Annotated in this window: 25 protein-coding genes; 14 read left to right on the top strand and 11 right to left on the bottom strand. The window is 72.5% G+C overall.

The genetic code is table 11. From position 1 onward, the window contains the following. Window positions 1-6 precede the first annotated feature (6 nt). A complete protein-coding gene (locus ANAEK_RS20225) occupies window positions 7-1,791 on the bottom strand; it encodes a DUF1302 domain-containing protein (protein WP_041454287.1) in 1,785 nt (594 codons plus the stop codon). 278 nt (window positions 1,792-2,069) lie between these two features. On the opposite strand from ANAEK_RS20225, the gene ANAEK_RS20220 reads away from it, so the two are divergent. Together ANAEK_RS20220 and ettA are read left to right on the top strand one after the other, a co-directional pair. Next, window positions 2,070-2,561 carry a VOC family protein gene (locus tag ANAEK_RS20220; RefSeq protein ID WP_012527984.1) on the top strand — a complete coding sequence of 164 codons (492 nt, stop codon included), beginning with the start codon at window positions 2,070-2,072 and terminating at the stop codon, window positions 2,559-2,561. Window positions 2,562-2,725: 164 nt separating this feature from the next. Further along, a complete protein-coding gene (gene ettA, locus ANAEK_RS20215) occupies window positions 2,726-4,390 on the top strand; it encodes an energy-dependent translational throttle protein EttA (RefSeq protein WP_012527983.1) in 1,665 nt (554 codons plus the stop codon). A 51-nt stretch (window positions 4,391-4,441) separates the two neighbouring features. Here ettA and ANAEK_RS20210 read toward each other — a convergent pair whose 3' ends face one another. Next, on the bottom strand, window positions 4,442-5,245 hold the full coding sequence (locus tag ANAEK_RS20210) for an ABC transporter permease (RefSeq protein WP_012527982.1): 804 nt from the start codon (window positions 5,243-5,245) through the stop codon (window positions 4,442-4,444). After that, entirely contained in the window at window positions 5,242-6,222 is a 981-nt protein-coding gene (locus tag ANAEK_RS20205; protein WP_012527981.1) for a daunorubicin resistance protein DrrA family ABC transporter ATP-binding protein, read from the bottom strand. Before ANAEK_RS20205 ends, ANAEK_RS20210 begins: the two co-directional genes overlap by 4 nt. Before the next feature lie 211 nt (window positions 6,223-6,433). On the opposite strand from ANAEK_RS20205, the gene ANAEK_RS20200 reads away from it, so the two are divergent. Both ANAEK_RS20200 and ANAEK_RS20195 read left to right on the top strand, forming a co-directional pair. Next, on the top strand, window positions 6,434-6,907 hold the full coding sequence (locus ANAEK_RS20200; protein ID WP_012527980.1) for an SRPBCC family protein: 474 nt from the start codon (window positions 6,434-6,436) through the stop codon (window positions 6,905-6,907). A 102-nt stretch (window positions 6,908-7,009) separates the two neighbouring features. Further along, complete coding sequence (locus tag ANAEK_RS20195; RefSeq protein WP_012527979.1) at window positions 7,010-7,672, top strand: dihydrofolate reductase family protein; 663 nt, start codon at window positions 7,010-7,012, stop codon at window positions 7,670-7,672. A 38-nt stretch (window positions 7,673-7,710) separates the two neighbouring features. Here ANAEK_RS20195 and ANAEK_RS20190 read toward each other — a convergent pair whose 3' ends face one another. The 3 genes from ANAEK_RS20190 to ANAEK_RS20180 are packed head-to-tail and all read right to left on the bottom strand — an operon-like array spanning window position 7,711 to window position 9,647. After that, window positions 7,711-8,166: an arsenate reductase ArsC gene (locus ANAEK_RS20190; RefSeq protein WP_012527978.1), complete on the bottom strand. Its 456-nt coding sequence runs from the start codon at window positions 8,164-8,166 to the stop codon at window positions 7,711-7,713. After that, entirely contained in the window at window positions 8,163-9,308 is a 1,146-nt protein-coding gene (arsB, locus tag ANAEK_RS20185; protein ID WP_012527977.1) for an ACR3 family arsenite efflux transporter, read from the bottom strand. The genes ANAEK_RS20190 and arsB overlap by 4 nt, the downstream gene beginning before the upstream one ends. A 3-nt stretch (window positions 9,309-9,311) precedes the next feature. Beyond that, window positions 9,312-9,647: a helix-turn-helix transcriptional regulator gene (locus ANAEK_RS20180; protein ID WP_012527976.1), complete on the bottom strand. Its 336-nt coding sequence runs from the start codon at window positions 9,645-9,647 to the stop codon at window positions 9,312-9,314. Between the two features lie 160 nt (window positions 9,648-9,807). Between ANAEK_RS20180 and ANAEK_RS20175 the strand changes: the two genes are divergently transcribed. From ANAEK_RS20175 to ANAEK_RS20155, 5 genes are all read left to right on the top strand, one after another. Next, on the top strand, window positions 9,808-10,230 hold the full coding sequence (locus ANAEK_RS20175; protein ID WP_012527975.1) for a co-chaperone YbbN: 423 nt from the start codon (window positions 9,808-9,810) through the stop codon (window positions 10,228-10,230). Continuing rightward, window positions 10,231-10,935 (top strand): cytochrome c biogenesis CcdA family protein, encoded by a 705-nt coding sequence (locus ANAEK_RS20170; RefSeq protein WP_012527974.1) that lies wholly within the window; start codon window positions 10,231-10,233, stop codon window positions 10,933-10,935. It abuts the gene before it with no gap. 16 nt (window positions 10,936-10,951) lie between these two features. Then, window positions 10,952-12,064 (top strand): permease, encoded by a 1,113-nt coding sequence (locus ANAEK_RS20165; RefSeq protein WP_012527973.1) that lies wholly within the window; start codon window positions 10,952-10,954, stop codon window positions 12,062-12,064. Window positions 12,065-12,134: 70 nt separating this feature from the next. Beyond that, window positions 12,135-12,368 (top strand): thioredoxin family protein, encoded by a 234-nt coding sequence (locus tag ANAEK_RS20160; RefSeq protein ID WP_012527972.1) that lies wholly within the window; start codon window positions 12,135-12,137, stop codon window positions 12,366-12,368. A gap of 177 nt (window positions 12,369-12,545) precedes the next feature. Next, a complete protein-coding gene (locus ANAEK_RS20155) occupies window positions 12,546-13,994 on the top strand; it encodes a hypothetical protein (protein WP_012527971.1) in 1,449 nt (482 codons plus the stop codon). Between the two features lie 9 nt (window positions 13,995-14,003). On the opposite strand, the gene ANAEK_RS20150 is transcribed toward ANAEK_RS20155, so the two are convergent. Beyond that, window positions 14,004-14,618, bottom strand: a complete 615-nt coding sequence (locus ANAEK_RS20150; protein ID WP_012527970.1) for a dihydrofolate reductase family protein — start codon at window positions 14,616-14,618, stop codon at window positions 14,004-14,006. A gap of 201 nt (window positions 14,619-14,819) precedes the next feature. Between ANAEK_RS20150 and ANAEK_RS20145 the strand changes: the two genes are divergently transcribed. Together ANAEK_RS20145 and ANAEK_RS20140 are read left to right on the top strand one after the other, a co-directional pair. Next, complete coding sequence (locus ANAEK_RS20145; RefSeq protein ID WP_012527969.1) at window positions 14,820-15,212, top strand: GFA family protein; 393 nt, start codon at window positions 14,820-14,822, stop codon at window positions 15,210-15,212. 87 nt (window positions 15,213-15,299) lie between these two features. After that, the gene (locus ANAEK_RS20140) at window positions 15,300-16,535 is read left to right on the top strand and encodes an acetate/propionate family kinase (protein WP_012527968.1); all 1,236 of its coding nucleotides are present in this window, start codon (window positions 15,300-15,302) and stop codon (window positions 16,533-16,535) included. 105 nt (window positions 16,536-16,640) lie between these two features. Here the strand turns inward: ANAEK_RS20140 and ANAEK_RS22695 are convergent, their stop codons facing one another. Then, the gene (locus ANAEK_RS22695; protein ID WP_012527967.1) at window positions 16,641-17,012 is read right to left on the bottom strand and encodes a DUF3267 domain-containing protein; all 372 of its coding nucleotides are present in this window, start codon (window positions 17,010-17,012) and stop codon (window positions 16,641-16,643) included. Between the two features lie 153 nt (window positions 17,013-17,165). Here ANAEK_RS22695 and ANAEK_RS20130 point away from each other — a divergent pair, with 153 nt between their 5' ends. Then, window positions 17,166-17,681, top strand: coding sequence for a hypothetical protein (locus ANAEK_RS20130; RefSeq protein ID WP_012527966.1), 516 nt, complete (start codon window positions 17,166-17,168; stop codon window positions 17,679-17,681). A gap of 106 nt (window positions 17,682-17,787) precedes the next feature. On the opposite strand, the gene ANAEK_RS20125 is transcribed toward ANAEK_RS20130, so the two are convergent. Together ANAEK_RS20125 and ANAEK_RS20120 are read right to left on the bottom strand one after the other, a co-directional pair. Further along, window positions 17,788-20,091, bottom strand: coding sequence for a malate synthase (locus ANAEK_RS20125; RefSeq protein WP_012527965.1), 2,304 nt, complete (start codon window positions 20,089-20,091; stop codon window positions 17,788-17,790). 166 nt (window positions 20,092-20,257) lie between these two features. Further along, window positions 20,258-21,226 (bottom strand): hypothetical protein, encoded by a 969-nt coding sequence (locus ANAEK_RS20120; RefSeq protein WP_012527964.1) that lies wholly within the window; start codon window positions 21,224-21,226, stop codon window positions 20,258-20,260. A gap of 236 nt (window positions 21,227-21,462) precedes the next feature. Here ANAEK_RS20120 and ANAEK_RS20115 point away from each other — a divergent pair, with 236 nt between their 5' ends. Continuing rightward, window positions 21,463-21,927: a phosphate-starvation-inducible PsiE family protein gene (locus ANAEK_RS20115; RefSeq protein WP_012527963.1), complete on the top strand. Its 465-nt coding sequence runs from the start codon at window positions 21,463-21,465 to the stop codon at window positions 21,925-21,927. Window positions 21,928-21,930: 3 nt separating this feature from the next. Here ANAEK_RS20115 and ANAEK_RS20110 read toward each other — a convergent pair whose 3' ends face one another. Further along, the gene (locus ANAEK_RS20110) at window positions 21,931-22,596 is read right to left on the bottom strand and encodes a YafY family protein (protein ID WP_012527962.1); all 666 of its coding nucleotides are present in this window, start codon (window positions 22,594-22,596) and stop codon (window positions 21,931-21,933) included. A 169-nt stretch (window positions 22,597-22,765) separates the two neighbouring features. On the opposite strand from ANAEK_RS20110, the gene ANAEK_RS20105 reads away from it, so the two are divergent. Continuing rightward, on the top strand, window positions 22,766-23,155 hold the full coding sequence (locus ANAEK_RS20105; protein ID WP_012527961.1) for a VOC family protein: 390 nt from the start codon (window positions 22,766-22,768) through the stop codon (window positions 23,153-23,155). The last annotated feature ends 228 nt before the right edge of the window (window positions 23,156-23,383 follow it).

Below are 23,383 nucleotides of genomic sequence, written 5' to 3'. Positions count from 1 at the left end.
GAGCGTCTAGAACGTCGTCTTGGCGGTGAGCGTCACGTTCCCGCGGCTCTTCAGGAGCGCGGGCAGCCCGTTCGCGGTGTCGATGGTCGCGCCGCCGTTCGTCTTCCCGAACCAGTCCGCGTAGCGCAGCTCGACGCGGTAGCGGCTCCGCAGATCGAGGCCGGCGCCGGCGGTCCAGCTCCCCGAGGCCTGGTTGCCGCCCTGGCCCACCGGCGAGTTGCCGCGAACGGTCCACGAGACCGTCACCGGCACGTACAGGTCGGCGCCGGACGCCACGCGGAACCAGGTGGGCGTGAGGCTCGCGCCCAGGCCCAGGTGGCCGCGGGTGGCGCAGCCGTCGTCGCGGGTGCGGGCGAGGCCGGCCTGCACCAGCGCCGGGTCCGGCCGGCACACGCCGTAGCCCTCTCCGTAGAACAGGTCCTCGTTGTCGGTCACCCGGAGCCGGCGGCTGAAGGTGAGCTCGAGCGCCCAGGCCGCGCTGGAGAAGGCCCGGCCGCCGGGCACGACGCCGAGCAGGTTGACGAGGCCGTGCAAGGTGTCGCCGCGCGCCTGGTAGGAGCTGCCGATCTTCCGCGGCAGGCCGTGCGGGAACAGCGCGGCCTGGAGCGGCGGCGACGGGGCCACCGCGAACGCGGGCGACTGCGCCACGAGCGGCATGCGGTGGCGCCAGGACGCCTCGGCGCCCACGCTCACCCCGAGCACCTGCTTCGCCAGGCTCACGCCGACGAGGTCCACGTCGGCCCCGTAGTACTGCTGGTAGCGGAACGGCGACGGGATCTCCGGGCTGAGCGGGCCCTGCGCGCCCGGGTTCCGGGTGAGCAGCACCGCCGCGAACTTGTCGGTGAAGCGCCGGTAGTAGAGCCCGAGCGTGCCGTCGAGCCAGGGCGGCGCCCAGCGCAGCGCCAGCCCGGCGTCGCCCGCCTGGCGAGGCCAGTTCACGCCGCCGTTCACCATGTACGCGCCGTTCCGGTACAGGCCGTCCGGCCCGTCGTAGGTCGCGTCGGAGGCGCCGAGGAACGTGCCGCCCTCCGGGTAGAGGAACGGCTGCCACTCGAGGAACACCTGGGCGGCGACCGAGAGGGTGGGGGCGAGCTGCGCCTGCGCGGAGACGCTGGCGAGCGGCCGGAACAGCTCCTTCGGCTCGGCCCCGGGGTTCGCGAACGCCTTCTGGAGATCCAGCGGCATCTGCGCGTACGCCACCGAGTGGGTGAGCCCCGCCTGCATGAGCGACTCGCTCCAGTAGACGGTGTGCCGGCCTGCCTTCAGCGACACCGGGACGCTGCCCGCCCGGAGCTGCGCGAAGGCGAACGCGTCGAGCAGCTCGCCCCACGGGCCGTGGTAGCGGCGGCGGACCACCTCGCTGAAGTCGTCGTTCAGGTACGAGCCGGGGATGCCCTGCGAGACGAGCCGCGGGCTGCGGGTGGCGCGCTCGTGGACGTAGGCCTGGTCGTACCAGCCGGCCGCGCTCGCGCGCAGGCCGAGCCGGTGCCGCCAGGAGGCGTCGAGCTCGGCGAGCACGTCGAGCCGGTTCGTGGTGAGGTCGCCCTGCGAGACGCTGTTCTCGCCCGCGGTGAAGGCGGGGTTGTCGCCGAGCCGGCGGCTCACGGCGTCGGTGCGCAGGCCGAGGTTGTAGCGGAGCGTGGTGTCCAGGCGGAGCTCGAGGTCCGGGACCCCGAGGTCGAGCTCGGTGGCGGTCGCCGGGCCGGAAGGTCCGAGCAGCGCGAGCGCGGCGGCGACGAGGCTCCAGCACGGCGAACGGACGGCGCCCAGGGCGACGGCCCGACGAGCCATGGTGATCTCCCCCTCGGCGAGCACGGTATCTCCGCTCGGGGGAGACGATCCGGCGTAAACGACGCGTGCAATCCGGTGCGCCAATCGGACGCGCGGCACGCTGGCGCGCAGGTCCGAGGGAGGCGACCCACCGGGCGCGCGGCGGGTCCGGTGCCCGAACCGGCGCTTACGGCCCATCCGACCCACGTCACGGCGCCGGGCCCATCTCGGGCTCGATCGCGACCCCGGTCGCGCCTTACACGGCGGCGGAACCCGCAGTGCACTCGAGGAGGACGGTCATGGCCACCACGAAGCCCATCCCGCAGGGAGCGCACACGCTCACGCCGAACCTGGTGCTGCGCGACTGCGCGAAGGCCATCGAGTTCTACAAGAAGGCGCTCGGTGCGCAGGAGCTGATGCGAATGCCGTCGCCGGACGGGAAGCTGATCTGGCACGCCGAGCTCAAGATCGGCGACTCGACCTTCTACCTGAACGACGAGATGCCCGGCATGAGCACGGCGGCGCCGAGCCCGGAGCACCCCGCGCCCACCACGTTCTGGCTCTGGACCGAGGACGCGGACGCGGCCTACCGGAAGGCCACGCAGGCCGGCGCCACCTCGAGGATGGAGCCGGCCGACATGTTCTGGGGCGACCGCTGCGCCGGCGTCGCCGATCCGTTCGGCTACTCCTGGTCGTTCGCCACGCACGTGAAGGACCTGAGCGACGACGAGGTCCGGCGGGCCGGCGCCGAGTTCGCGCGGCAGTGGGAGCAGCAGCACCAGCGGACCTGACCCGGGCGCGAGGCCGGGGGTGCGGAGGGCCGGCAGGGGCGAGCGCCGCCCCGCCGGCCCTCTCGCCGTCTCGGGCCTCGAGCGCGCGGAGCGCATGGCGCGGCGCGCGCGCCGGTTTTCGGGTAGATTCCCGCGCCTTCCCCCTTCCCGAGAGAACGCGCGAAATGCCCCCGTACGTCATGTCGATGCTCCGCGTGAGCAAGATCGTCCCGCCCAAGCGGCAGATCATCAAGGACATCTCGCTCTCGTTCTTCCACGGCGCCAAGATCGGCCTGCTCGGCCTGAACGGCGCCGGCAAGTCCACCGTGCTCCGGATCATGGCCGGCGTGGACGAGGAGTACGAGGGCGAGGTCACCCGCCAGGCCGGCATCCGCATCGGCTACCTCCCGCAGGAGCCGAAGCTGGACGGCGAGCGCACCGTCCGCGAGGAGGTCGAGTCGGCGCAGGGCGAGGTGGCCGACGCGCAGAAGCGGCTGGAGGCGATCTACGCCGCCTACGCCGAGCCGGACGCCGACATGGAGAAGCTCGCCGAGGAGCAGGCGCGCCTCGAGGCGATCATCGCGAACGCGGGCGCGGACACCGGCAACGCGCTCGAGATCGCCGCCGACGCGCTGCGGCTGCCGCCCTGGGACGCGGTCATCAAGCACCTGTCCGGCGGCGAGAAGCGCCGGGTGGCGCTCTGCAAGCTGCTGCTCTCGAAGCCCGACATGCTGCTGCTCGACGAGCCCACCAACCACCTCGACGCCGAGTCGGTGGAGTGGCTAGAGCAGTTCCTCACCCGCTTCCCCGGCACCGTCGTCGCGGTGACGCACGACCGCTACTTCCTCGACAACGCCGCCGAGTGGATCCTGGAGCTGGACCGCGGCCGCGGGATCCCGTGGAAGGGCAACTACTCGAGCTGGCTCGATCAGAAGGAGCAGCGGCTCGAGGTCGAGGCGAAGCAGGAGAGCGCCCGCATCAAGGCGATGAAGCAGGAGCTGGAGTGGGTGCGCCAGAACCCGAAGGCGCGGCAGGCGAAGAGCAAGGCCCGCCTCTCCCGGTTCGAGGAGATGTCCACCGTCGAGTACCAGAAGCGCAACGAGACGCAGGAGATCTTCATCCCGGTGGCCGAGCGCCTCGGGCAGAAGGTGATCGAGTTCAAGGACGTCTCGAAGGGCTTCGGCGACCGGCTGCTGATGGACAAGCTGTCGTTCATCGTCCCGCCCGGCGCCATCGTCGGCATCATCGGCCCGAACGGCGCGGGCAAGTCCACGCTGTTCAAGATGATCACCGGCGCCGAGCAGCCGGACTCCGGCGCGGTGGAGATCGGCCCGTCGGTGAAGCTCGCGTTCGTGGACCAGAGCCGCGAGAACCTCTCCTCCGACAGGACCGTGTTCGAGGAGATCTCCGGCGGCCACGACCAGGTGCAGGTGGGCAAGTTCGAGATGCCCAGCCGCGCCTACATCGGGCGCTTCAACTTCAAGGGCGCCGACCAGCAGAAGGTGGTGGGCACGCTCTCCGGCGGCGAGCGCGGACGGCTCCACCTCGCCAAGACGCTCATGACCGGCGCGAACGTGCTGCTGCTCGACGAGCCGTCGAACGACCTCGACGTGGAGACGCTGCGGGCGCTGGAGGACGCGCTGCTCGAGTACGCCGGCTGCGTGTTCGTCATCTCGCACGACCGCTGGTTCCTCGACCGCATCGCCACGCACATCCTGGCGGCCGAGGGCGACTCGCAGTGGACGTTCTTCACCGGGAACTACCAGGAGTACGAGGCCGACAAGCGGCGCCGCCTGGGCGAGGAGGGCGCGAAGCCGAAGCGCCTCCGCTACAAGCCCATCGCGCGGTAGGCGCGCCCCGGTCCCCCGCTCCCCCCGAGCCCGTCGAGGCGAGCGGGCGAGCTACCGCTCCTTGCGATAGAGCCGCATCGCGAGCGGCGCCACCGCGGCCACGATCACGAGCGACGCGAGCAGCGTCCAGGACACGTCCGCGCCGGCCGGCCGGCCGTGCATGAGGTCGCGCGACGCGTTCGCGAGGTGCGTCACCGGGTTGTGCCGGACGACGCCCTGGAGCCAGCCGGGCATCGTCCCCAGGCCGACGAAGATGTCGCTCGCGAACGTGAGCGGCATCAGGAACACGAAGCTCGTGGTCATGACCGACTCGGGCGTGCGCACCAGCATGCCCACCACGATCCACAGCCAGGAGAGCGCGAAGCTGAACACCAGCACCAGCGCCATCGCGGCGAGGACGCCCGGCGCCCCGCCCTGCGGCCGGAAGCCGAGGATGAACCCGACCACCAGGATCACCGCCCCGGCCACCGAGTAGCGGAACACGTCGCCCGCGAGCGCCCCGAGCAGCGGCGCCGGCTGCCACATGGGCAGCGAGCGGAAGCGGTCGTAGAGGCCCTTGCGGATGTCCGAGTTCAGCCCCACGCCGGTGTAGACGGTGATGAACAGCACCGTCTGCACCAGCACGCCGGGCACGAGGTACTGCACGTACTGGCGCGGCGAGCCGGCCAGCGCGCCGCCGAAGATGAACGTGAACAGCAGGGTGAACATGATCGGCGTGACCGTCACGTCGAAGAGCTGGAAGGGGACGTGCTTGATCTTCAGCATGGCCCGCCACGCCAGCGTCAGCACCGCCGACGCCGCCGAGGCCGGCCGCGGCCGTGCGCGGATCGCGAGCGCCTCGTGGACCGCGTTCATCGGCTCGCCTCCTTCTCGCTGCCGCCCTCGGCCGCGTCCCGCTCCGCCGGCCGGCCGGTGAGCGCCAGGAACACCTCGTCCAGGCTCGGGTTGCCCACCGTCACCTCCGCGATCTCGATCCCGCCCTCGCTGAGCGCCGTGAGGACCGCGCCCGCCTGCGCCGCCTTCTCGAGCCGCGCCGCCACCTCCGCCGGCTCCGATCCGGGCATCACCCCATCGCCCAGCACGCGCGTGATCACCTGCTGCGCCGCCAGGCGCTGGCCCGCGTCGGCGAGCCGCAGCCGGAGCGCGTTCGACCCGACCGACGCCTTCAGCTCGCGGCTCGTCCCCTCCGCGATGACGCGGCCGTGATCGATCACCGCCATGCGCTCCGCCAGCCGGTCCGCCTCGTCGAGGTACTGGGTGGTGAGGAGCACGGTCGTGCCCCCGGCCGCGATGCGGCGCACCAGGTCCCAGACCTGCGTGCGGCTGCGCGGATCGAGCCCGGTGGTGGGCTCGTCGAGGAACAGGATCTCCGGGACGGTCACCAGGCTCGCCGCGATGTCGATGCGACGCCGCTCGCCGCCGGAGTAGGTCTGCACCTGCCGGCCCGCCATGTCGCCGAGGCCGAACGCGTCGAGCAGCTCCGTCGCGCGCCGCCGCGCGTCGCGCCAGGCGAGGCCCAGCAGCCGCCCCACCAGCACCAGGTTCTCCTGGCCGGAGAGGTCCTCGTCCACCGAGGCGAACTGGCCCGTCAGGCTCACCTTGCTGCGCACCGCGGCCGGCTCGTGGGCCACGTCGTGGCCGAGCACCATGGCGCGGCCGGCCGTCGGGCGCAGCAGGGTGGCGAGGATGCGGATGGTCGTGGTCTTGCCCGCGCCGTTCGGGCCCAGCAGCCCGTAGACGGAGCCCCGCCGGATGGCGAGGTCCACGCCGTTCAGCGCGTGGGTCGCGCCGAAGTGCTTCACGAGTCCTGCGGTCTCGATCGCGTTCGTCATCCGCTCCGCCGCCTCATCGGTGCCCGAGCCAGGAGGCGCGTAGGATAACGTCCTGCGCCCCGCGCGCCAGGCCTCCGGAACGGATCCGGAGGGCCGAGCGGCGCCGCCGTGACCTCGGGGCGTGCATGGCGCTCACCCCATCCGGACGGTGGCTGACCGCCGGCCCGCGACCTAACCGACGGGCTGGCCACCTCACCCCCGGAGCGCGTGCATGCGCAGCGTCACCGCAGGTCCAGCCGGCCTCGAGCACGGGCTCGACGACGGCCACACCGTCTCCACCGCTCGCGTGCTCGGCGCCTCGCCGGACCAGGTGTACGCCGCGTTCGTCGCGCCGGAGCGGCTGGCGCGCTGGTGGGGGCCGCGCGGGTTCCGGAACACGTTCCAGGAGTTCGAGCCCCGGCCCGGCGGCCGCTGGCGCCTCGTGATGCACGGGCCGGACGGCGTGGACCATCCGAACGAGTCGGTGTTCGAGACGCTCCTCCCCGGGGAGCGGATCGTGATCCGCCACCTCTCCGGCCACCGGTTCACGCTGACCGTCACGCTCGCGGCCGAGGGCGCCGGGACCCGCCTCGGCTGGCGGCAGCGCTTCGACTCCGCGCAGGAGTGCGAGGCGGTGCGGCGCTTCGTGGTCCCCGCGAACGAGGAGAACCTCGACCGGCTGGAGGCCGAGCTGGCGCGCGGCTGACCGGAACGGGTCCGCCCGTATCCCGCCGGCCCGCTCGCCCGTCACCTCGTCACGCCGCGGCGCACGTCGCCGCCAGGCGGCTCGCACAGGAGGAGTCACCGCATGTCCAAGCTTCGCGTGAACGCGTTCTCGATCTCCATCGACGGCTACGGCGCCGGCCCGGACCAGTCGCTGGAGAACCCGCTCGGCGTCGGCGGGATGTCGCTGCACAAGTGGGTCCTCGACACCCGGACCTTCCAGCGGATGCACGGGGATGGCGCCGGGACGCCTGGCGCCGAGGCCGGCCGGCGGGGCGTGGACGACGACCTCGCCGCGCGCAGCTTCGAGAACGTCGGCGCCTGGATCCTCGGGCGCAACATGTTCGCCCCGTCGCGCGGCCCCTGGCCCGACGACGGCTGGAAGGGCTGGTGGGGTGAGAACCCGGTCTACCACGTGCCGGTGTTCGTGCTCACGCACCACGCCCGTCCGCCCCTCGAGATGCAGGGCGGGACCACGTTCCACTTCGTCACCGACGGCATCCACGCCGCGCTCGAGCGGGCGAAGGACGCCGCGGGCGGCAAGGACGTCCGGCTCGGCGGCGGGGTCGCCACCGTGCGCGAGTACCTCGCCGCCCGGCTCGTCGACGAGATCCACCTCGCCATCTCGCCGGTGCTGCTGGGGCGGGGCGAGCACCTGCTCGCCGGCCTCGACACGGCCGCGCTCGGCTACCGCTGCACCGAGCACGTCGCCTCGGAGCACGCGCTGCACGTGGTGCTGACGAGGTGAGCCCGCGCGCGGGGCCTTCGCCCCGCGGGGCGAGCCGTCTACGGGCCTGGCGGGAAGACGGCGGAGAGGCGGCGGCGCAGCTCGTCGCGGACCTCGCGGAAGGCCTGGAGCCGCTCCGCCTCGGTGCTCCCGGCGCCGGCCGGATCCGGCAGGCCCCAGTGGATCCGCCGCGCCCGGCCGAGGAAGACCGGGCAGACCTCCTCTGCGCAGAGCGTGATGACCGTGTCCACGTCGCCGGCGGGCACGTCGTCCACGCGCTTCGAGCGCTGCCCGCGGATGTCGAGGCCGATCTCGTCGAGCGCGCGGACGGCGAGCGGGTTGAGGCTCGACGGCGCGGAGCCCGCGGAGGAGATCTTCACCGTCGCCGGCGCGAGCGAGCGCGCGATCCCCTCGGCCATCTGGCTGCGCGCCGAGTTCGCGACGCAGAGGAAGAGCACGTGTCGCGGGCGGGCGCGGCGGAGCGCCTCCGCGTCGGCCTCCCAGCCGCCGCTCACCGCCCCCGCCCGGCGGTCGGCCGCTCGACGGTCACCGCGCAGTTCGCGACCTTCGCGATCTCGCCGGTCTCGCCGGGGAACCACCGATCGCGCAGCCGGAGCGCGACGTTCACGAGGCCGATGAGCACCGGGACCTCGACCAGCGGGCCGATCACCGCGGCGAAGGCGGCGCCGTGCGCCATGCCGAAGGTGGCGACCGCGACCGCGATGGCGAGCTCGAAGTTGTTCGAGGCGGCCGTGAACGAGAGCGTGGCGGTCTGCCCGTAGGTCGCGCCCACCTTCCGGCTCATCCAGAAGGACACGAAGAACATGAGCAGGAAGTAGACGAGCAGCGGGAGGGCGATCCGCACCACGTCGAGCGGCACCTGCACGATGGTCTCGCCCTTCAGCGAGAACATCACCACGATGGTGAAGAGCAGGGCGACGAGCGTGATCGGGGAGATCCGGGGGATGAACACCCTGCGGTACCACTCCTCGCCCTTCAGCGCCCGGAGCCCGAAGCGGCTCGCCATCCCGGCGATGAACGGGACGCCGAGGTAGACGAAGACGCTCCGGGCGATCTCGCCGATGGTGATGTGCACCTCGGCGCCGCGCACGCCGAGCCAGCCGGGCAGCAGGGTGATGAAGATCCAGGCGTAGACCGAGAAGAACAGCACCTGGAAGATCGAGTTGAACGCGACCAGGCCGGCGCAGTACTCGGTGTCGCCCTTCGCGAGGTCGTTCCACACGATGACCATCGCGATGCAGCGGGCGAGGCCGATGAGGATGAGCCCGACCATGTACTCCGGGCGGTCGCGGAGGAAGATCACCGCGAGCGCGAACATCAGGATCGGGCCCACGATCCAGTTCTGCACCAGCGAGAGCGCCAGCACCTTGCCGTTCCGGAAGACCCGGGGGAGCTCCTCGTAGCGGACCTTCGCGAGCGGCGGGTACATCATCAGGATGAGGCCGATCGCGATCGGGATGGAGGTCGTCCCGACCGACATCCGGTCGAGCATCGGCACGACGCCGGGGACGAGGAACCCGAGCGCCACGCCCGCGCCCATGGCGAGGAAGATCCAGAGCGTGAGGTAGCGGTCGAGGAAGGAGAGGCGGCGGGCGACGCCGGCGCGGGCCGGTGCAACGAGGTTCGCTTCGGACATGGGCTACGGGCTCCCTGCGCGGCGGCGGGACACGACCAGCTGGACCGGCGGGCCCTCGTCGCGCACCGCGTCCACGCACGCGAAGAAGCTCATGATGCACGGCACCCGGAGCCGGTAGAAGACCTGCAGCCCCTGCCGGCGGTCTTCGAGGAGCCCGGCGCGGCGCATGAGCGACAGGTGCTTCGACACGGTGGACAGGTCGGAGCCGACCAGCTTCTGCAGGTCGCAGACGCAGCGCTCGCCCTCCGCGAGCGTCTCCAGGATGAGGAGACGGCTCGGGTGCGCCATCGCCTTCAGCACCTGCGTCCGCGCTTTCCGCACGCTGCTGGGCCGGATCATTGCTTGGCAATATCGTCAAGCAGTTGCGTCCGGTCAAGTCGCGGTGCGGCGCGGGGCCGCAGCGGCCGTCGAAGGACTGCTTGGCGGATTGACCAAGCAGTGCGCCGGTGGCATGGTCCGCCCGTTCGCGGCGCGTGCCGCCGCGCGAGGAGGCGTCACGATGCCCTGGACGACGAAGTGCGCGAGGGGTCCGCTGCTCCTGGCGATCGCGGTGATGCTCGCGGGCGGCGCCGGCTGCGGTGAGAAGGTCTCGGCCGCCGCGGCGGAGCCGCGCGGTGGCACCGCGGCTGCCCCGGCGGCGCGCGCGCTCCCCAGGCTCGTCGATCTCGGCGCGGGGAAGTGCATCCCCTGCAAGGCGATGGCGCCCATCCTCGAGCAGCTCCGCGCCGACTACGCGGGCCGGATGGAGGTCACGTTCATCGACGTGTGGCAGGCGCCGGAGCAGGCCACGGCCCACCGCGTCCAGATGATCCCGACGCAGATCTTCTACGGCACCGACGGGCGCGAGCTCGCGCGCCACGAGGGCTTCATGTCGCGCGAGGAGATCCTCGCGCAGTGGAAGGCCCTCGGCGTGGAGCTCTAGGTGACCGGGCTCCTCACGCGGTTCGGCGAGGCCTTCGCGGCGAGCGGCTCCATCGCGCTCGCGGCCGCGTTCGCGTGGGGCGTGCTCTCCGTCGCGCTGAGCCCCTGCCACCTCTCCAGCGTCCCGCTGGTCGTCGCCTACATGAGCGGCGGCGCCGAGCTGCCGGAGGGCCGCCGCGCGCTCTGGCTGTCGTCCGCGTTCGCCGCCGGGATCCTCGCCAGCATCGCCCTGGTCGGCGCCGTCACCGCCGCGGCGGGCCGGATGCTCGGGGACGTCGGGCGGGCCGGGACATGGGCGGTCGCCGTCGTGTTCTTCGCGGTCGGCCTGAACCTCCTGGGCGTCCTGCCGCTGCCCGCCCTCGGCTCGACGCCGGCGCGGGCGGGGCGCCGGGGGGCGACCGGCGCGCTCCTGCTCGGCCTCGTCTTCGGCGTCGCGCTCGGCCCGTGCACGTTCGCGTTCATGGCGCCGCTCCTCGGGATCGCGTTCCGCGCGAGCGGAGCGGGGCGGGTGGCCCACGGCGTGCTGCTCGTCGCGCTGTACGGGCTCGGCCACGCCGCGGCCATCGCCCTCGCGGGCAGCTCGATCCAGTCGGTGAACCGCTGGCTCGGGTGGAAGCGCGGCGCGCGCGCGGTCGCGGTGGTGAAGGCGGCGGCGGGCGTCATGGTGATGCTCGGCGGCGCGTACTTCGTCTGGACCTCGACGTGAGCGAGCAGGAGCTTCGATGGGACTTCCCGTGATCGAACCCCCCGGCGGCGGCAGCACGGCGTGCTGCGCCGCCCCCGCGGCGGCGGCGACGGCCGCCACGCCGAGCCGCCCGCCGGCGAGGACCGCGGCGCTCCTCGCGGCGGCCCTCGTGGCGTGGGGCGCGGCGTACGGATCGAACGGGCCGCTGTGGACGTGGCTGCTCCGCGACGTCGCCGGGCTCGACCTGGCCTCGCACGCCGGGGGCGCGCTGCACTTCTTCCTCTACGACACGGTCAAGATCTTCCTGCTGCTGACCGGGCTGATGTTCGTCATCGGGATGCTCCGCGCCAGCCTCGATCTCGACAGGGCGCGCAGCTACCTCGAGGGCCGGGGCCTGCTCGTGGGGCTCGTCCTCGCCGTCGTCCTGGGCGTCGTCACCCCGTTCTGCTCGTGCAGCTCGATCCCGCTGTTCATCGGGTTCGTCGCCGCGGGGATCCCGCTGTCGATCACGCTCACCTTCCTGATCGCGTCGCCGCTGGTCAGCGAGATCGCCGCGATCATGATCGCCGATCAGTTCGGCTGGCGGATCGCCGCCGCGTACGTGGTCGCCGGATCGGTGATCTCGATGGTGATCGGGCTCGTCCTCTCGCGCTTCCGCCTCGAGCGCTGGGTCGAGGAGGCGGTCTTCGCGACGAAGATCGGGCAGCTGCGCGCGGGCGGTCACGTCCCGACGTGGTCCGAGCGCGTGGACGCGGCCGTGGGGGAGGCGAGGGACATCCTCTCCAGCGTCTGGAAGTGGGTGCTGCTCGGCGTCGGGATCGGCGCCGCGATCCACGGGTGGGTGCCCGCGGACTTCTTCGCGGCGTACGCCGGCCCGGACAACCCGTTCGCCGTCGCGATCGTCACGCTCCTCGGGGTGCCGCTCTACGTGAACGGGGCCGGGGTCGTCCCGATCGCGGAGGCCCTGTGGGCGAAGGGCATGTCGCTGGGGACGGTGATGGCGTTCATCATGAGCGCCATCGCCCTCTCGATCCCCGAGGGCATCATGCTGCGCCGCGTCCTCAAGCCGCCGCTCCTCGCCATCTTCTTCGGGTCGGTGACCGTCGGGATCATGATCGTCGGGTACCTGTTCAACGCCATCTACGGCTGACGCGCTCGGCTCCTGCGAGGCGAAGCCGCCGCAGCGAGCTCGATCGCGCCGCACGAAGGGAAGGAACGAGATGAAGATCCTGGTGCTGGGTACCGGTTGCGCGAAGTGCAAGGAGCTCACCGCCAACGCGCAGAAGGCGGTGCAGGAGCTCGGCGTGGACGCGACCGTCGAGAAGGTGGAGGACCTCCGGGAGATCATGAAGTTCAGCGTGCTGTCCACGCCCGCGCTGGTGGTGGACGGGACGGTGAGGTCCACCGGGCGGGTGCTGAGCCCCGCGGCGATCAAGGGCCTGCTGCAGGCCTGAGCCGCACGGGGGCGCGCGACCACCAGGCACACCCGTTCGACTTGCCATGAGCGACGCGACCCTCGCTCCCGATTGAGGAGCCCGGCGCGGCGCCGTCTGATCCGCTCGAGCGCGCACGTCCGCGCGCGCGGGCCGGCGGCTCCCTTGCGGTCAGCGGCCGGCGAGGGAAGGACGGCCATGAGGACCACGAGACGATGCGGCGGGTTCGCCGCGCTGCTCTCGGCGCTCGCCTGCGTGCCACTCCTGGGAAGCGCTGCGGAGCCGAGCCCGGACGCGCTCACGGGGGCGCTCGAGCGACGCGGATTCATCGTGACGCCGGGGGCCGTGGAGGTGTGGAACCGGGGCGAGGCCTGGTGCAGGTACGACCCCACCATCGATCACGCCTGGTACAACAACAACGCCCCGTACCTCGTGCTGAAGGTCCCGCGGGCGGCAGGCTCGGCCGAGCGGGTGCAGGACTTCAAGCTCCGGCCCGACGAGGCCGTCGTGCTGGTCGGGACGACGCCGCCACCGGAGCGGTACTTCGCGTTCTACTCGTGGATCGCGAGCAAGGTCTACCCGGACGGCCAGCGGCTGCTCGGGCTCATGATCGCCCCGGCCGACCCGGTCAACAACCTCTCCATCAAGACCGAGGGCCCGCCCGGCGAGCCCTTCGGCCAGCGCGTCGCGCTGGTCTTCACGCCGGACCGCGGGACGTATCGAGGCATCCTCGAGGCGCTCGGCGAGGCCGGCTGGTCCATCGACCGCGTCAACGAGGTCCCGTTCCCGGCGGCGATGCTGAACCTCGGGCACGGCGACGACGGCGACGAGTTCAGGATCCAGCTGCGCAACGCGATGTGGGAAGAGGGCTACGAGAAGGCAGGGGCGGCGTACATCGCCGACGCGCCGCTCCGGATGTTCCGGGCGACCCCGCGCGTCCCGACCGACGAGGGCCGCCTCGAGCCGTACCCCGTGCCCGCCCTGCGCATTTGCGGGACCGGTCAGACCGAGCTGAACCTCTGGAACACGCTGGGCGTCCTCCGGCAGCGCATCATCGACGCGCACCCGGGGATGGCTGCCAGGGACATCGACGTGACCGTGCCCGTCGGCTACGAGGGCATCGATCACCTGCAGCGCAGGGTGCCCGTGGGCGGCGACGCCCGCGACGCGTTCTGCCTCCAGGCCGGGTACCTGCCCGAGTTCCTCTCGTGGGACCGGCAGCTCACGCTCGGTGACGGCGAGTTCCTGATGGTCTTCGGCGCCAACCACGCCGCGACCGGCAAGACGTCGTACATGAGCGTCAACGTCTACACGGGCGACGCGGAGGACGGGAAGCTGTCGATCGGCACGGTCGACGACCGCGCGCTCACCGGCACCGCCGCGCGTTTCCTGCCCGCCGGCGACCCGGCCGCCGGCCTCATGTACGCGTACAAGATCTCGAGGAGCTGCGGGCGCGAGGCGAACTGCCTGCAGGTGCCGCCGGACGAGCTCCTCAGGAAGTGCAAGCGCCTGAGCGTCGGCCCCGACACGGTGCTGGGGATCCTGTTCCGCAACTACCTCGAGCCCGCGACCATGAGCGGGGCCGCCATGCAGGAGGTCCTGTACGACCGCGTGATCAAGTTCTCGCCGCGGCAGCCGAAGCCGTAGGGTCGGCGATCAGGCGTCCATCCGCCCGTACGCCGGCTTCCCGGCGCGCTCGAGGCGGAGGTACGTCCCGCCCTTCGGACCGCTGACCGTCTCGACACGCCTCAGCGCCGCCGGCGCCGTGCCGCCGGCGAAGAGGCGCTTGCCGGAGCCGAGCAGCACCGGGAACACGTACAGCCGGTACTCGTCGACGAGGTCGTGCTCCAGCAGCGTCTGGAGCAGCTCGGCGCTGCCCCAGGTCTGCACCGTCCGCCCCGGCTGCTGCCGCAGCGTCCGGAGCTCGGCGACCACGTCGCCCTTGATCAGGTGGGAGCCGTTCCACTCCACGCGCTCGAGGCTGCGCGACACCACGTACTTCGGCAGCGCGTTGAGCGCGCGCGCGACGGGGTTGCCGGCGTCGGTGACCTTCGGCCAGTAGCTCGCGAAGATGTCGTAGGTCTTGCGCCCGAGCAGGAACCCATCGGCGTCGGCGAAGCCGTCGACGACGATCCGATCCAGGACGTCGTCGGAGTACGGGGCCATCCAGCCCCCGTGCACGAAGCCGCCCTCGCGGTCCTCGTCCGGGCCGCCCGGAGCCTGCATGACGCCGTCCAGGGTCAGGAATGCGTTCACGACGATCTTTGGCATACGTCCTCCACGAGCAGACGAAGCACATCCACTCGACCCTGCGCCGGGGAGCGGACCATCGATCGCGACCCAAGCGAGATCCGAGCGCAGGGGCCACGCGCGAGCGAGCGGCCGGTAGAACTGCGTTCGCAGGGACGTGGGCTGGGCGAGGTCGCCGGTCGGACGCGGCGGCGCTGCAAGAACGAACCCCGGGAGGCGGAGATGGAACGATTCACCGGCGGCTGCCTGTGTGGTGACCTTCGATTCGTGGCGACGGGACGGCCGTACCGCGTCGGCATCTGCCACTGCCTCGACTGCCGCAAGAACCACGGCGCGCTGTTCCACGCGTCTGCCATCTTCCCCGTGGAGGCGGTGACGATCACCGGCGAGTCGCGCACGTTCGCCGGGAGGTCCTTCTGCCCGCGCTGCGGCTCGCCCGTGTACGGGCTCTCCGATGACGAGATCGGCGTGAACCTGGGATCCCTGGATGCCCCGGACCAGCTGAAGCCGACCTACGAGCTCTGGACCATCCGCCGCGAGTCGTGGCTGCCGCCGTTTCCGCAGACCCGGCGCTACGAGCGCAACCGCGAGTCGGACGGTCGCTCCGAGGAGTAGGGCGCCCGGCGCGGGCGCGAACCGCGGCAGGCCATCCGGGCGACCGATCCGGTATAACGGCCCGACCGTCCGCCGACGGCCCACGCCATGAACGTCCTCGTCCTCAACTGCGGCAGCGCCTGCACCAAGTTCGCCGTCGTCCACGCCACCGACGGCCACGTCCACGTCTCCGGGAAGATCGAGCCCCTCGGGAGCGGGCAGTCGGCCCTCGAGCTCCAGCACGAGAGCCGCTCGGAGCGGCGCACCGTCGCGGGCGAGTCGATCGACGCCGCGCTGCGCACGGTGCACGAGCTCCTCCGCGAGCTCGGCCTCCTGGGCGGGCTGCTGGGCATCGGACACCGCGTCGTGCACGGCGGCGCGAAGTTCTCCACCTCGATCCTGATCACCCCGGAGGTGATCACGAAGATCAAGGAGTGCATCCCGCTCGGCCCGCTCCACAACCCCTGGAACGTGCGCGGCATCGAGGTGGCGCACGAGTTCCTCCCCGAGCTGCCCCAGGTGGCGGTCTTCGACACCGCCTTCCACCAGACCATGCCGCCGCGGTCGTACCTCTACGCGGTCCCGTACGCGTGGTTCCTCGAGCACGAGGTCCGGCGCTACGGCTTCCACGGCACCAGCCATCGCTACGTCTCGGAGCTGGCCGTGAAGCAGCTCGGCCTGGACCCGGAGGATCACGCCATCGTGACGGCGCACCTCGGCAAGGGGTGCTCGCTCGCGGCGGTGCGCAACGGGCAGAGCATGGACACGACCATGGGCCTCACGCCGCTCGAGGGCGTGGTCATGGACACGCGCAGCGGCAACATCGACCCGTCGATCATCGCGCACATGAAGAAGCAGCTGAGCTGCAGCATGGACGAGGTGATGGAGAAGCTGAACGAGGGCTCGGGCCTGCTCGGCATCTCCGGCGTGTCGAAGGACATGCTGACGCTGGAGCGGGCGGCGGACTCGGGGAACGAGCGCGCCCGGCTCGCGATCGACAAGTTCTGCTACTCCGTCTCGAAGGCCGCGGCCGGCATGTTCGTCTCGCTCGGCCGAGTGGACGCGCTCGTGTTCACCGGCGGCATCGGCGAGAACCAGGCGAAGGTGCGCGCGCAGATCGTCCAGCTGCTCGGGTTCGCCGGCTTCGCGCTCGACCCGCGCGCGAACGAGGTCCACGGGCGCGGGCTCGGCGGCCGGATCACCCGCACCACCAGCCCCATGGCCGCCGTCATCCCCACGAACGAGGAGTTCATGATCGCCCGGGACACCGCCGAGATCGTCGCCCGCGAGTCGTCCCTCGCGGCGCGCTGGGGCGGCGGCGGGCGGCTCCGCGCGGTGCGGTGAAGTCGCGGGCGCTGCGGCTCATATGGCGCATGCAGGGCGCTGCGTCGCCGATGCGGAACGGTGAGGGAAGGCGCTGGCGGTCGGCGCCTGGCCCCGAGCGGCAGGTCAGCGCGGCTCGTTGGCGACAAGGATCATGTTCGGGTCCGTCGGATCGTCGCGAATCGACGCCTTCGAGCCGACTCCCCGGACCGCCCACACCAGCAGAAAGTCTCCCCCGGCCGCCGCGAGGAGCATCGCCCCGACCAGGGTCACGAGATACGAGCGGGTCGCGACGCCCGCGAAGAGCGGCGCGAGGCCAAGCGTCACCCCGGGCACGAGCGTGACGAACCGGAACGCGCGCGCGCTGATCGCGCGTGCACACCCGACGTAGGCGACGCCGCGCCGGAGCTGCACGCCGAAACGGAGATCGGACCGCCGTGCCCCCGCGATCATGAACGCGAGCCCGTGGAGGAGCTCGTGCGCTGCGAGCCCGGCCACGACCGCCCCGGCGAACGGGAGGCCGCCGCGCTGCGAAGGCGCGCTCGAGGAGGCTCGCAGGCGAGGCGCCGCGCCGCCGAGCTGGGCGTCGTCGATCGGGCGGTGACGCCGGCAACGTGGTCTCCGGGCCGCACAACCCGTTAAGATGGCGACATGGAGAAGCTCATCGGGCGCCGCGCGCCTGCCCTGGTCGTCGGAGCGGCAGTGGTCCTGGCCCTGGCCGGTGCGGCGGGCCCCTGCACCGTCAAGAACGGGGACCACCCGCTGGTGCGGGCGTACCTGAGCGCCGAGCCCGTGACGCCGGTCTGGAATCCCGACATCTCGCCGCCCGAGCCCATGTGGATCCAGAAGGTCGAGTTGCCCGGCGGGTTCGTGACGGTGTCTGCACGATGCTGCGTCGGCCAGGGCTTCGTTGCGCGCTTCTCCGACGAGTCCTCGCCGCGCACGATGTTCACGCCGGGCGACTACGTCTATCCCAGCGAGCTGCGCGTCGCGCTCCGCGAGCGCGTCGTGTACGGGCGCGCGAGCGGGCTCGCGGGCGGGATCACGAAGGTGACCAGGGTCTTCGCCTACGACCTGGACCGGCGGCGCCTCGTCGAGACCGTGGAGGTAGACCCGGGGCTTCTCCCGCCGGTCCGGGAGCCCGCATCACCCCGGCCAAGCCGATAGGGCGCCAAGGGGCCCGTCCGCTCGTCGGCGTTTCGGACCTGTGGTCGGCTCACCTCGCCCTCGCCTGGCACTGGAAGGCGCACGGGAGAGTCCGCCGCCCTCATCCCTACCCCCCGAACACGTCGTTCACGTAGTCGTGCGCCTCGAGCGCGCCCTTCGGCAGCGCGCCCTTCTCCACGCGCGCGGCGACGTCGGCGCGCTCGAGGTCGAACATCGCGTCGAGCAGGCCGGCGCGGTCCTCGGGGCGGGCGGCGCCGATCACGAACAGCGCGCGGGCGCTGTGCTGGATGTAGCGCTTGGACAGGAGCTGGCGGTGCAGCAGCTCCATGATCACCGGCGCCTTGGAGCGGTCGAAGCGCGCGGGCTCGCCGCGGCGGTCCTGCTCGGCGAAGAACGCGTCCGTCCACTCACCGTGGAACGTGTACACCTTCTCGAACAGCGCGCGATCGAGGCGCGCCCCGGCCTTCACCGCCTCGGCGGGCTTGCCGAGCACCATGCCGTCCCCGGTGAGCGTGGCGCGGAGCAGGTGGCCGTCCTTCGTGACGGGCGCCTGGTGGTGCAGGAGCGCCCACAGCCAGGACACGTTGATGCGGTAGGTGGCGAGGTCGTTCATGAAGCGGAGCTTCAGCTCGTAGTCGTCGATCGCGGCGGCGAAGTTGCCGTTCAGGATCTGGAAGCCGTAGTTCGCCGCCATGTAGAACGCGTGCTGCACGTGCTCGATGGTGACGTCGCCCTCGGGCACCCGGTAGATGGCCTCCCAGCGCGACCGGTCGAGCAGCTTCTCCGGCGCGTCCACCTGCTCGCGCGCCAGCACGAACGGCGTGATGCGCCCGTTCGCGTCCACCAGGCCGCGCGCCTGGAACACGGCGCGCTCGGCCTCGGAGAGCCCGCTCCCCACCGTGGGCACCGGCTTCCCGCCCGCGTCCACCGTCTCCACCGCCGCGTCGAGCAGCTCCTGCAGCGCGCCGACCCGCGCGCGGAGCGGGCCGTTGCCGGCGCCGACGTACTCGGGCTCGGGGCTCGCCACCCAGCTCTGCCGGTAGGCGTCGTGCAGCGTGCCGCGGACCTTGCCGGAGAGGATCGCGTCGAGCGTCGGCAGCTCGCCGGGCCGGAGCGGCGCGTCGGGCACGAAGAACAGGCCCAGCAGCCGCTCGCGCAGCTTGTCGATCACCATGGCGCGGAGCGCGAGCGGGTTGTAGCGGGCGCGGCCGTACGGATCGCCGGCCTGGTAGATCATCACCGCGGCCATGCCGCCGATGGGCGCGGCGTGGGTCAGCTCGCCGTCCTTCATGCCGGCCATGAGCATGAGGAGCGCGTTGTAGCGCTGGTACGCGAGCATCCCGGGCGTCGCCATGCCCACGGTCTGCGGGTCGGGGAAGACGCCCTGCGGATCGTCCTTCCACATCTCGATGAGGCTGCCGAGGTAGTCCCAGCGGCCGACGTTCGTGCCGAGCAGCCGCCGCCGCAGCGTCCACACGATGGCGGGGAGCTGGCGGCCGGCGTTCCCCTCCTCGTAGAGCATCTTCGCCTTGAGCGTGCCGGCGGGCACGCCGATCATCCCCTCCAGGCGCGACAGCAGCCGCTCCACGATGAGCGCCTCGCGCGGCGTCTGCAGCTTCGGGATGTAGAAGTACGCGCCGCTGCCGGCGCGGGTGAGCGCGTCATAGCCGTTCAGCGTCCACAGCGTCGCGACCACCACCAGGCCGGGCGCGGGCCGGCCGTCCACGGTGACGTGGTCGTAGCGCACGTGCAGGCTGGGCGGGCGCGCCAGGCGCGTGGGCCACTTCGCCTGCGGCGCCGTGATCCGGTAGCTGCGGACCTTGCCCTTCTTCTCGACCTCGTAGGCGCGGTCGGACCAGCGCCCCTCGAAGATGTCCTTCGCGTTCTTGAGCGCCGCGAACACGCCCACCGGCTCGCGCGCGGGCGCGCCGTCGGGGCGGAAGTGCGGCGGCGAGGCGTCCTCGAAGTCCGGCATGTTCATCGGCGCGGGGCTGTTCAGCGCGTTGAACGCCATGTCGAGCGGGTGCCACGGGCCGGTCAGCTCCAGGCCCGGGTTGCGCGACGGGTGGACGTGCTCGGGGATGGGCACCTCGTCGTTGAGCCGCCAGCGCAGCGGGCTCTCCTTGCCGAGGAAGTTGTCGATCATGCCCTGGACGATCTGCCGGAACGTCCAGGCGCTCCCGCCCACCGGATCCTCGAACGCCTCGTTCCAGTGCGGCCACGCGTACTTCGTCGCCACCGGCTCGGGCGAGCGGAGCAGCGCGCCGCGCGCGGTCAGCGCGGCCTCGATGTCAGGCTCGAGCTCGCGGGTGAGCGTCTCGATGGTCGCGTCCACGTCGAGCTCGCGCCCGTTGACGCGCTTGCGGCCGAACAGGTCGGGGAACTGGTCGAGGATGTCCGCGCGGATCATGAGGCCCTCCGGTGGCTGGCACGCGCGCCGGCGGCAGGCGCCGCGCGGCGGGCGTCCAGCTTAGGTGCTCCCGCGCGCGCCGCGGGGCATGCACCTGAGAGGGCTGCGACGGGGAGACTCAGGCAGCCTGCGTGCGCCGCAGCAGGGCGCCACGCGAAGGGACGGCTCAGGCCGCCGCGGTGGGGAGCCGCGGCGTGCGCCGGGGCTGGGGCGTGCGCGGGGCGCGCGGCGGCGCCTTGACGTTCGCGTGGAAGAACGTCTCCACGTCCACGTGGTCGCGTGCGCCGAGCGGCGCGAGCTGCGCGAGCAGCCGATCCGAGGCGCCGAGCAGCGCGGCGTAGGTGGCCCAGCTCGGCTCGGGGGTGTACGCGAGCTCGATCCCCAGCCGGAGCGCCGCGGCGCAGGTGGTGCGCGGCTCGAGGAGCATGTGGACGTCCGGGCGGGCCACGAACGGAAGCAGCGTGAGCACCTGCCAGCGCGACTCGAGCGTGGCCGGGGCGGGCAGGGCCGCCACCGCGGCGGCGAGGCGCTCGAACGCGGCCTGCTCCGGCTTCGGCGCGGCGAGCAGGGCGAACAGCGCCCCGAACACCTCGCCCGCGGAGGCGGGATCCGAGAGCGCGGCCGCGAACGCCGGGCGCTCCGCCGCCGGCAGCAGCGGGCGCACGTGGTGCTCGACCTTCACGGCCCGGGCGACGAGCGCGCCCACGTCCCCCGCGGCGAGCAGCCGCTCGCCCTCGCCGCCGCCGAGCTCCTGCTCCCAGGCCTCGTGGGCGCGGCGCCACTTCCAGGCGCGGTCGCGCTTCACCTTCGCGGGCTCCGCGCCGGCCTCGGTGCCGGCCGCCTCGGAGGAGGCCGCGCGGTAGCGCTCCAGCGCCTCCGTGTGCGTGATGCGGCCGTCGGCGACCTCGTAGCGCCCGGTGTCCGGGTCGAGCCGGAACGCGGGGAGCGCGGCGAGCCACGCGTTCGCGCCCGCGGCGGGCGAGAGGAACGGGAGCGCCGTCGGCAGCTTCAGCTTCGCGGCCACGCGGCCGTCGCCGCCCGCGAAGTAGACGTGCACGGCGTCGCGCTCCACCGCGACGACCTTCCCGATCCCCAGCGACGCGTGCTGCACCAGCATCCCCTTCTCGAGGTCCATCGATACGCTCCTTCGTCGGCGCACACGCGATCGCACGAGGCCGCCTCCGCGCGAGGCGCGCGGGTCCCGGTGCAGAAGGTGGCGCGGTGGGCCGCCGCCAGCCGGCGGCGGCGCGGGTCCTCGGCGCGAGGGGCGCCGGGCTGCGCGTTCATTAATATAGTGCGGCGCACGCCCGGACGCCCGGAAGGCGAACGGGGCGGCCGCGCAGGGTCATCGGGTCGCGCGAAGGAGGGAGCTTGAACAAGCGGGCGCGGGAATGGGTCTCGGTCGGGATCACCTGGGTCCAGGATCTCATCTACGTCGCGCTGGGCATCCTGCTGACGCTGGCCTGCGCGGCGCTGCTCTTCCACGGCGGCGTGGACCTGCTCGGCGCGCTGGGCCGCGACCTCGACCTGCAGGTCATCGTGCAGCTCCTCGACCGGATCCTGCTCGCGATGATGATCGTCGAGCTGCTCTACACCGTGAAGGTGTCGTTCCGCGACCACCTGCTCGTGCCGGAGCCGTTCCTGCTCGTCGCGCTCATCGCCGCCATCCGGCGCATCCTCGTCATCACCGCGGAGTTCGGCGCGCAGTCGCCCACCAGCGACGAGAAGTTCCGGCACGTCATGAGCGAGCTGGGCCTGCTCACCGTGCTCATCCTGGTGCTGGTCGGCTCGGTGGTGATCCTGCGCCGGCGCGACTCCGCCGAGGCGCCGCGCTGAGCCTCACCGGCGGCCGCCGCCCGGGCTCGCGGGCGCGGAGGTCACCGGGGTCGCCACGTCGATGCGGTCGAGCCGGTAGTGGCGCGCCTCGCCGGTGTCCACGTCCACGCAGTGCACCAGCGTGGCGTGTCGCTCCATGATCACCCCGGCCACCTTCACGGTGCGCTCGCTGGTGCTCTCGTCGGCGCGCCGGTAGCGCACCCGCAGCGCCGTCCCGCCGAACCACGCCTCCTCCACGGCGCGCCGCACGGCCGCCGGCGCGGGCAGGGCCGGCACGCCCACGAACTGCAGCCCGTCGAGCACGTTCAGGAGCTCGCGCTGCGCCGAGGCGGACAGCGCCCCGCGCACCTTGTCGAGCGCCGCCTCCAGCGTCTCGGCGAACGGCAGCAGGCGCATGCGGGCCGCGTAGGCGCCGAGCGCGACGAGCACCGCCGCCTCGCGCGCGCTCAGGTTGATGGGCGGCAGCGCGTAGTGCCGGTCGAGCGCGTAGCCGCCGCCGCGCCCCTGCTCGGCGTGGAGCGGCAGGTCGGCCGAGCGGAGCGCGTCGAGGTCCCGATAGACGGTGCGGAGCGTCACGCCGAAGCGCTCGGCGATCTGCGCGGCGGTGACGCCGGTGCGGCGGCCGCGCAGGTACTCGGCGATGGCGAACAGGCGGGCCTGGCGGTCCATCTCGGCTGCCTCTGGGTGCGTCCCCGGCTGCCATGCCCGTGGTCCGGGCGGGCCGGCAGGGCTCCGGGCGGGGAGCGTGCTCGAAACCTGACATAACGCTGACACCGCCCGCAAGCATCTTCCCCTCGCGTCCGGCGGATGGCCCGCCGCACCGACGAGGGAGAGACACATGAGCACCGCGATCAACTGGTTCGAGCTGCCCGCGATCGACTTCGACCGCGCCCGCAGCTTCTACGAGGCCGTCCTGGGGACCGAGCTGAAGGTGGACACCGGCGGCCGGATGCCGATGGCGTTCTTCCCGTACTCGGAGGGGAAGGGCACCGGCGGCGCCATCGTGAAGAGCGAGCACGCACGGCCCGGGACGGACGGCCCCATCGTGTACCTCGACACGCGCGGCTCGCTGGAGCGCTGCCTGCGCCGGGTCGAGGCCGCGGGCGGGAAGGTGATCGTGCCGGTCACCGACATCGGCCCGCACGGCCGCTTCGCGATCCTGATCGACAGCGAGGGGAACCGCGTCGGCCTCCACGAGCCGAGGGCCGCCGCGTCCGCGGCCGCGTGAGGCCGTTCCCGGCGGCCCGTCCACCGCCGCGGCCGCGGTCGCGCGCGGCGGACGGCGCCCGCCCCCCCCGCGAACACGCGCCAACAGTCAATAGGGGCGTCGTGGACCACAAGGGTTGCGATCGAGGCGAACGCACCCGGAGTCCGGACGGACCCGGAGTCGCATCACACCCAGTCAATTTCCGGGAACCGCGTGGTGCCTGCGCAACCCGGGTGCGCGCGTGCGCGC

Origin of the sequence: Anaeromyxobacter sp. K, assembly GCF_000020805.1 — a bacterium.
Taxonomy (GTDB): domain Bacteria; phylum Myxococcota; class Myxococcia; order Myxococcales; family Anaeromyxobacteraceae; genus Anaeromyxobacter; species Anaeromyxobacter dehalogenans.
The sequence above is the reverse complement of the archived record's forward strand: the minus strand, read 5'-3'. Positions and strand labels throughout refer to the sequence as shown.

Coding starts and splice junctions, on each gene's coding strand:
- ANAEK_RS20150 (WP_012527970.1), bottom strand. CDS start 14,618: ATGCCAAAGATCGTCGTGAACGCATTCCTGACCCTGGACGGCGTCATG.
- ANAEK_RS20125 (WP_012527965.1), bottom strand. CDS start 20,091: ATGATCCGCGCGGACATCCTCGACCAGTTCCCCGACCTGTTCGGCCGC.
- ANAEK_RS20105 (WP_012527961.1), top strand. CDS start 22,766: ATGAGCACCGCGATCAACTGGTTCGAGCTGCCCGCGATCGACTTCGAC.
- ANAEK_RS20205 (WP_012527981.1), bottom strand. CDS start 6,222: ATGACGAACGCGATCGAGACCGCAGGACTCGTGAAGCACTTCGGCGCG.
- ANAEK_RS20140 (WP_012527968.1), top strand. CDS start 15,300: ATGAACGTCCTCGTCCTCAACTGCGGCAGCGCCTGCACCAAGTTCGCC.
- ANAEK_RS20195 (WP_012527979.1), top strand. CDS start 7,010: ATGTCCAAGCTTCGCGTGAACGCGTTCTCGATCTCCATCGACGGCTAC.
- arsB (WP_012527977.1), bottom strand. CDS start 9,308: ATGTCCGAAGCGAACCTCGTTGCACCGGCCCGCGCCGGCGTCGCCCGC.
- ettA (WP_012527983.1), top strand. CDS start 2,726: ATGCCCCCGTACGTCATGTCGATGCTCCGCGTGAGCAAGATCGTCCCG.
- ANAEK_RS20155 (WP_012527971.1), top strand. CDS start 12,546: ATGAGGACCACGAGACGATGCGGCGGGTTCGCCGCGCTGCTCTCGGCG.
- ANAEK_RS20130 (WP_012527966.1), top strand. CDS start 17,166: ATGGAGAAGCTCATCGGGCGCCGCGCGCCTGCCCTGGTCGTCGGAGCG.
- ANAEK_RS20200 (WP_012527980.1), top strand. CDS start 6,434: ATGCGCAGCGTCACCGCAGGTCCAGCCGGCCTCGAGCACGGGCTCGAC.
- ANAEK_RS20110 (WP_012527962.1), bottom strand. CDS start 22,596: ATGGACCGCCAGGCCCGCCTGTTCGCCATCGCCGAGTACCTGCGCGGC.
- ANAEK_RS20175 (WP_012527975.1), top strand. CDS start 9,808: ATGCCCTGGACGACGAAGTGCGCGAGGGGTCCGCTGCTCCTGGCGATC.
- ANAEK_RS20210 (WP_012527982.1), bottom strand. CDS start 5,245: ATGAACGCGGTCCACGAGGCGCTCGCGATCCGCGCACGGCCGCGGCCG.
- ANAEK_RS20220 (WP_012527984.1), top strand. CDS start 2,070: ATGGCCACCACGAAGCCCATCCCGCAGGGAGCGCACACGCTCACGCCG.
- ANAEK_RS20180 (WP_012527976.1), bottom strand. CDS start 9,647: ATGATCCGGCCCAGCAGCGTGCGGAAAGCGCGGACGCAGGTGCTGAAG.
- ANAEK_RS20120 (WP_012527964.1), bottom strand. CDS start 21,226: ATGGACCTCGAGAAGGGGATGCTGGTGCAGCACGCGTCGCTGGGGATC.
- ANAEK_RS20225 (WP_041454287.1), bottom strand. CDS start 1,791: ATGGCTCGTCGGGCCGTCGCCCTGGGCGCCGTCCGTTCGCCGTGCTGG.
- ANAEK_RS20165 (WP_012527973.1), top strand. CDS start 10,952: ATGGGACTTCCCGTGATCGAACCCCCCGGCGGCGGCAGCACGGCGTGC.
- ANAEK_RS20145 (WP_012527969.1), top strand. CDS start 14,820: ATGGAACGATTCACCGGCGGCTGCCTGTGTGGTGACCTTCGATTCGTG.
- ANAEK_RS20160 (WP_012527972.1), top strand. CDS start 12,135: ATGAAGATCCTGGTGCTGGGTACCGGTTGCGCGAAGTGCAAGGAGCTC.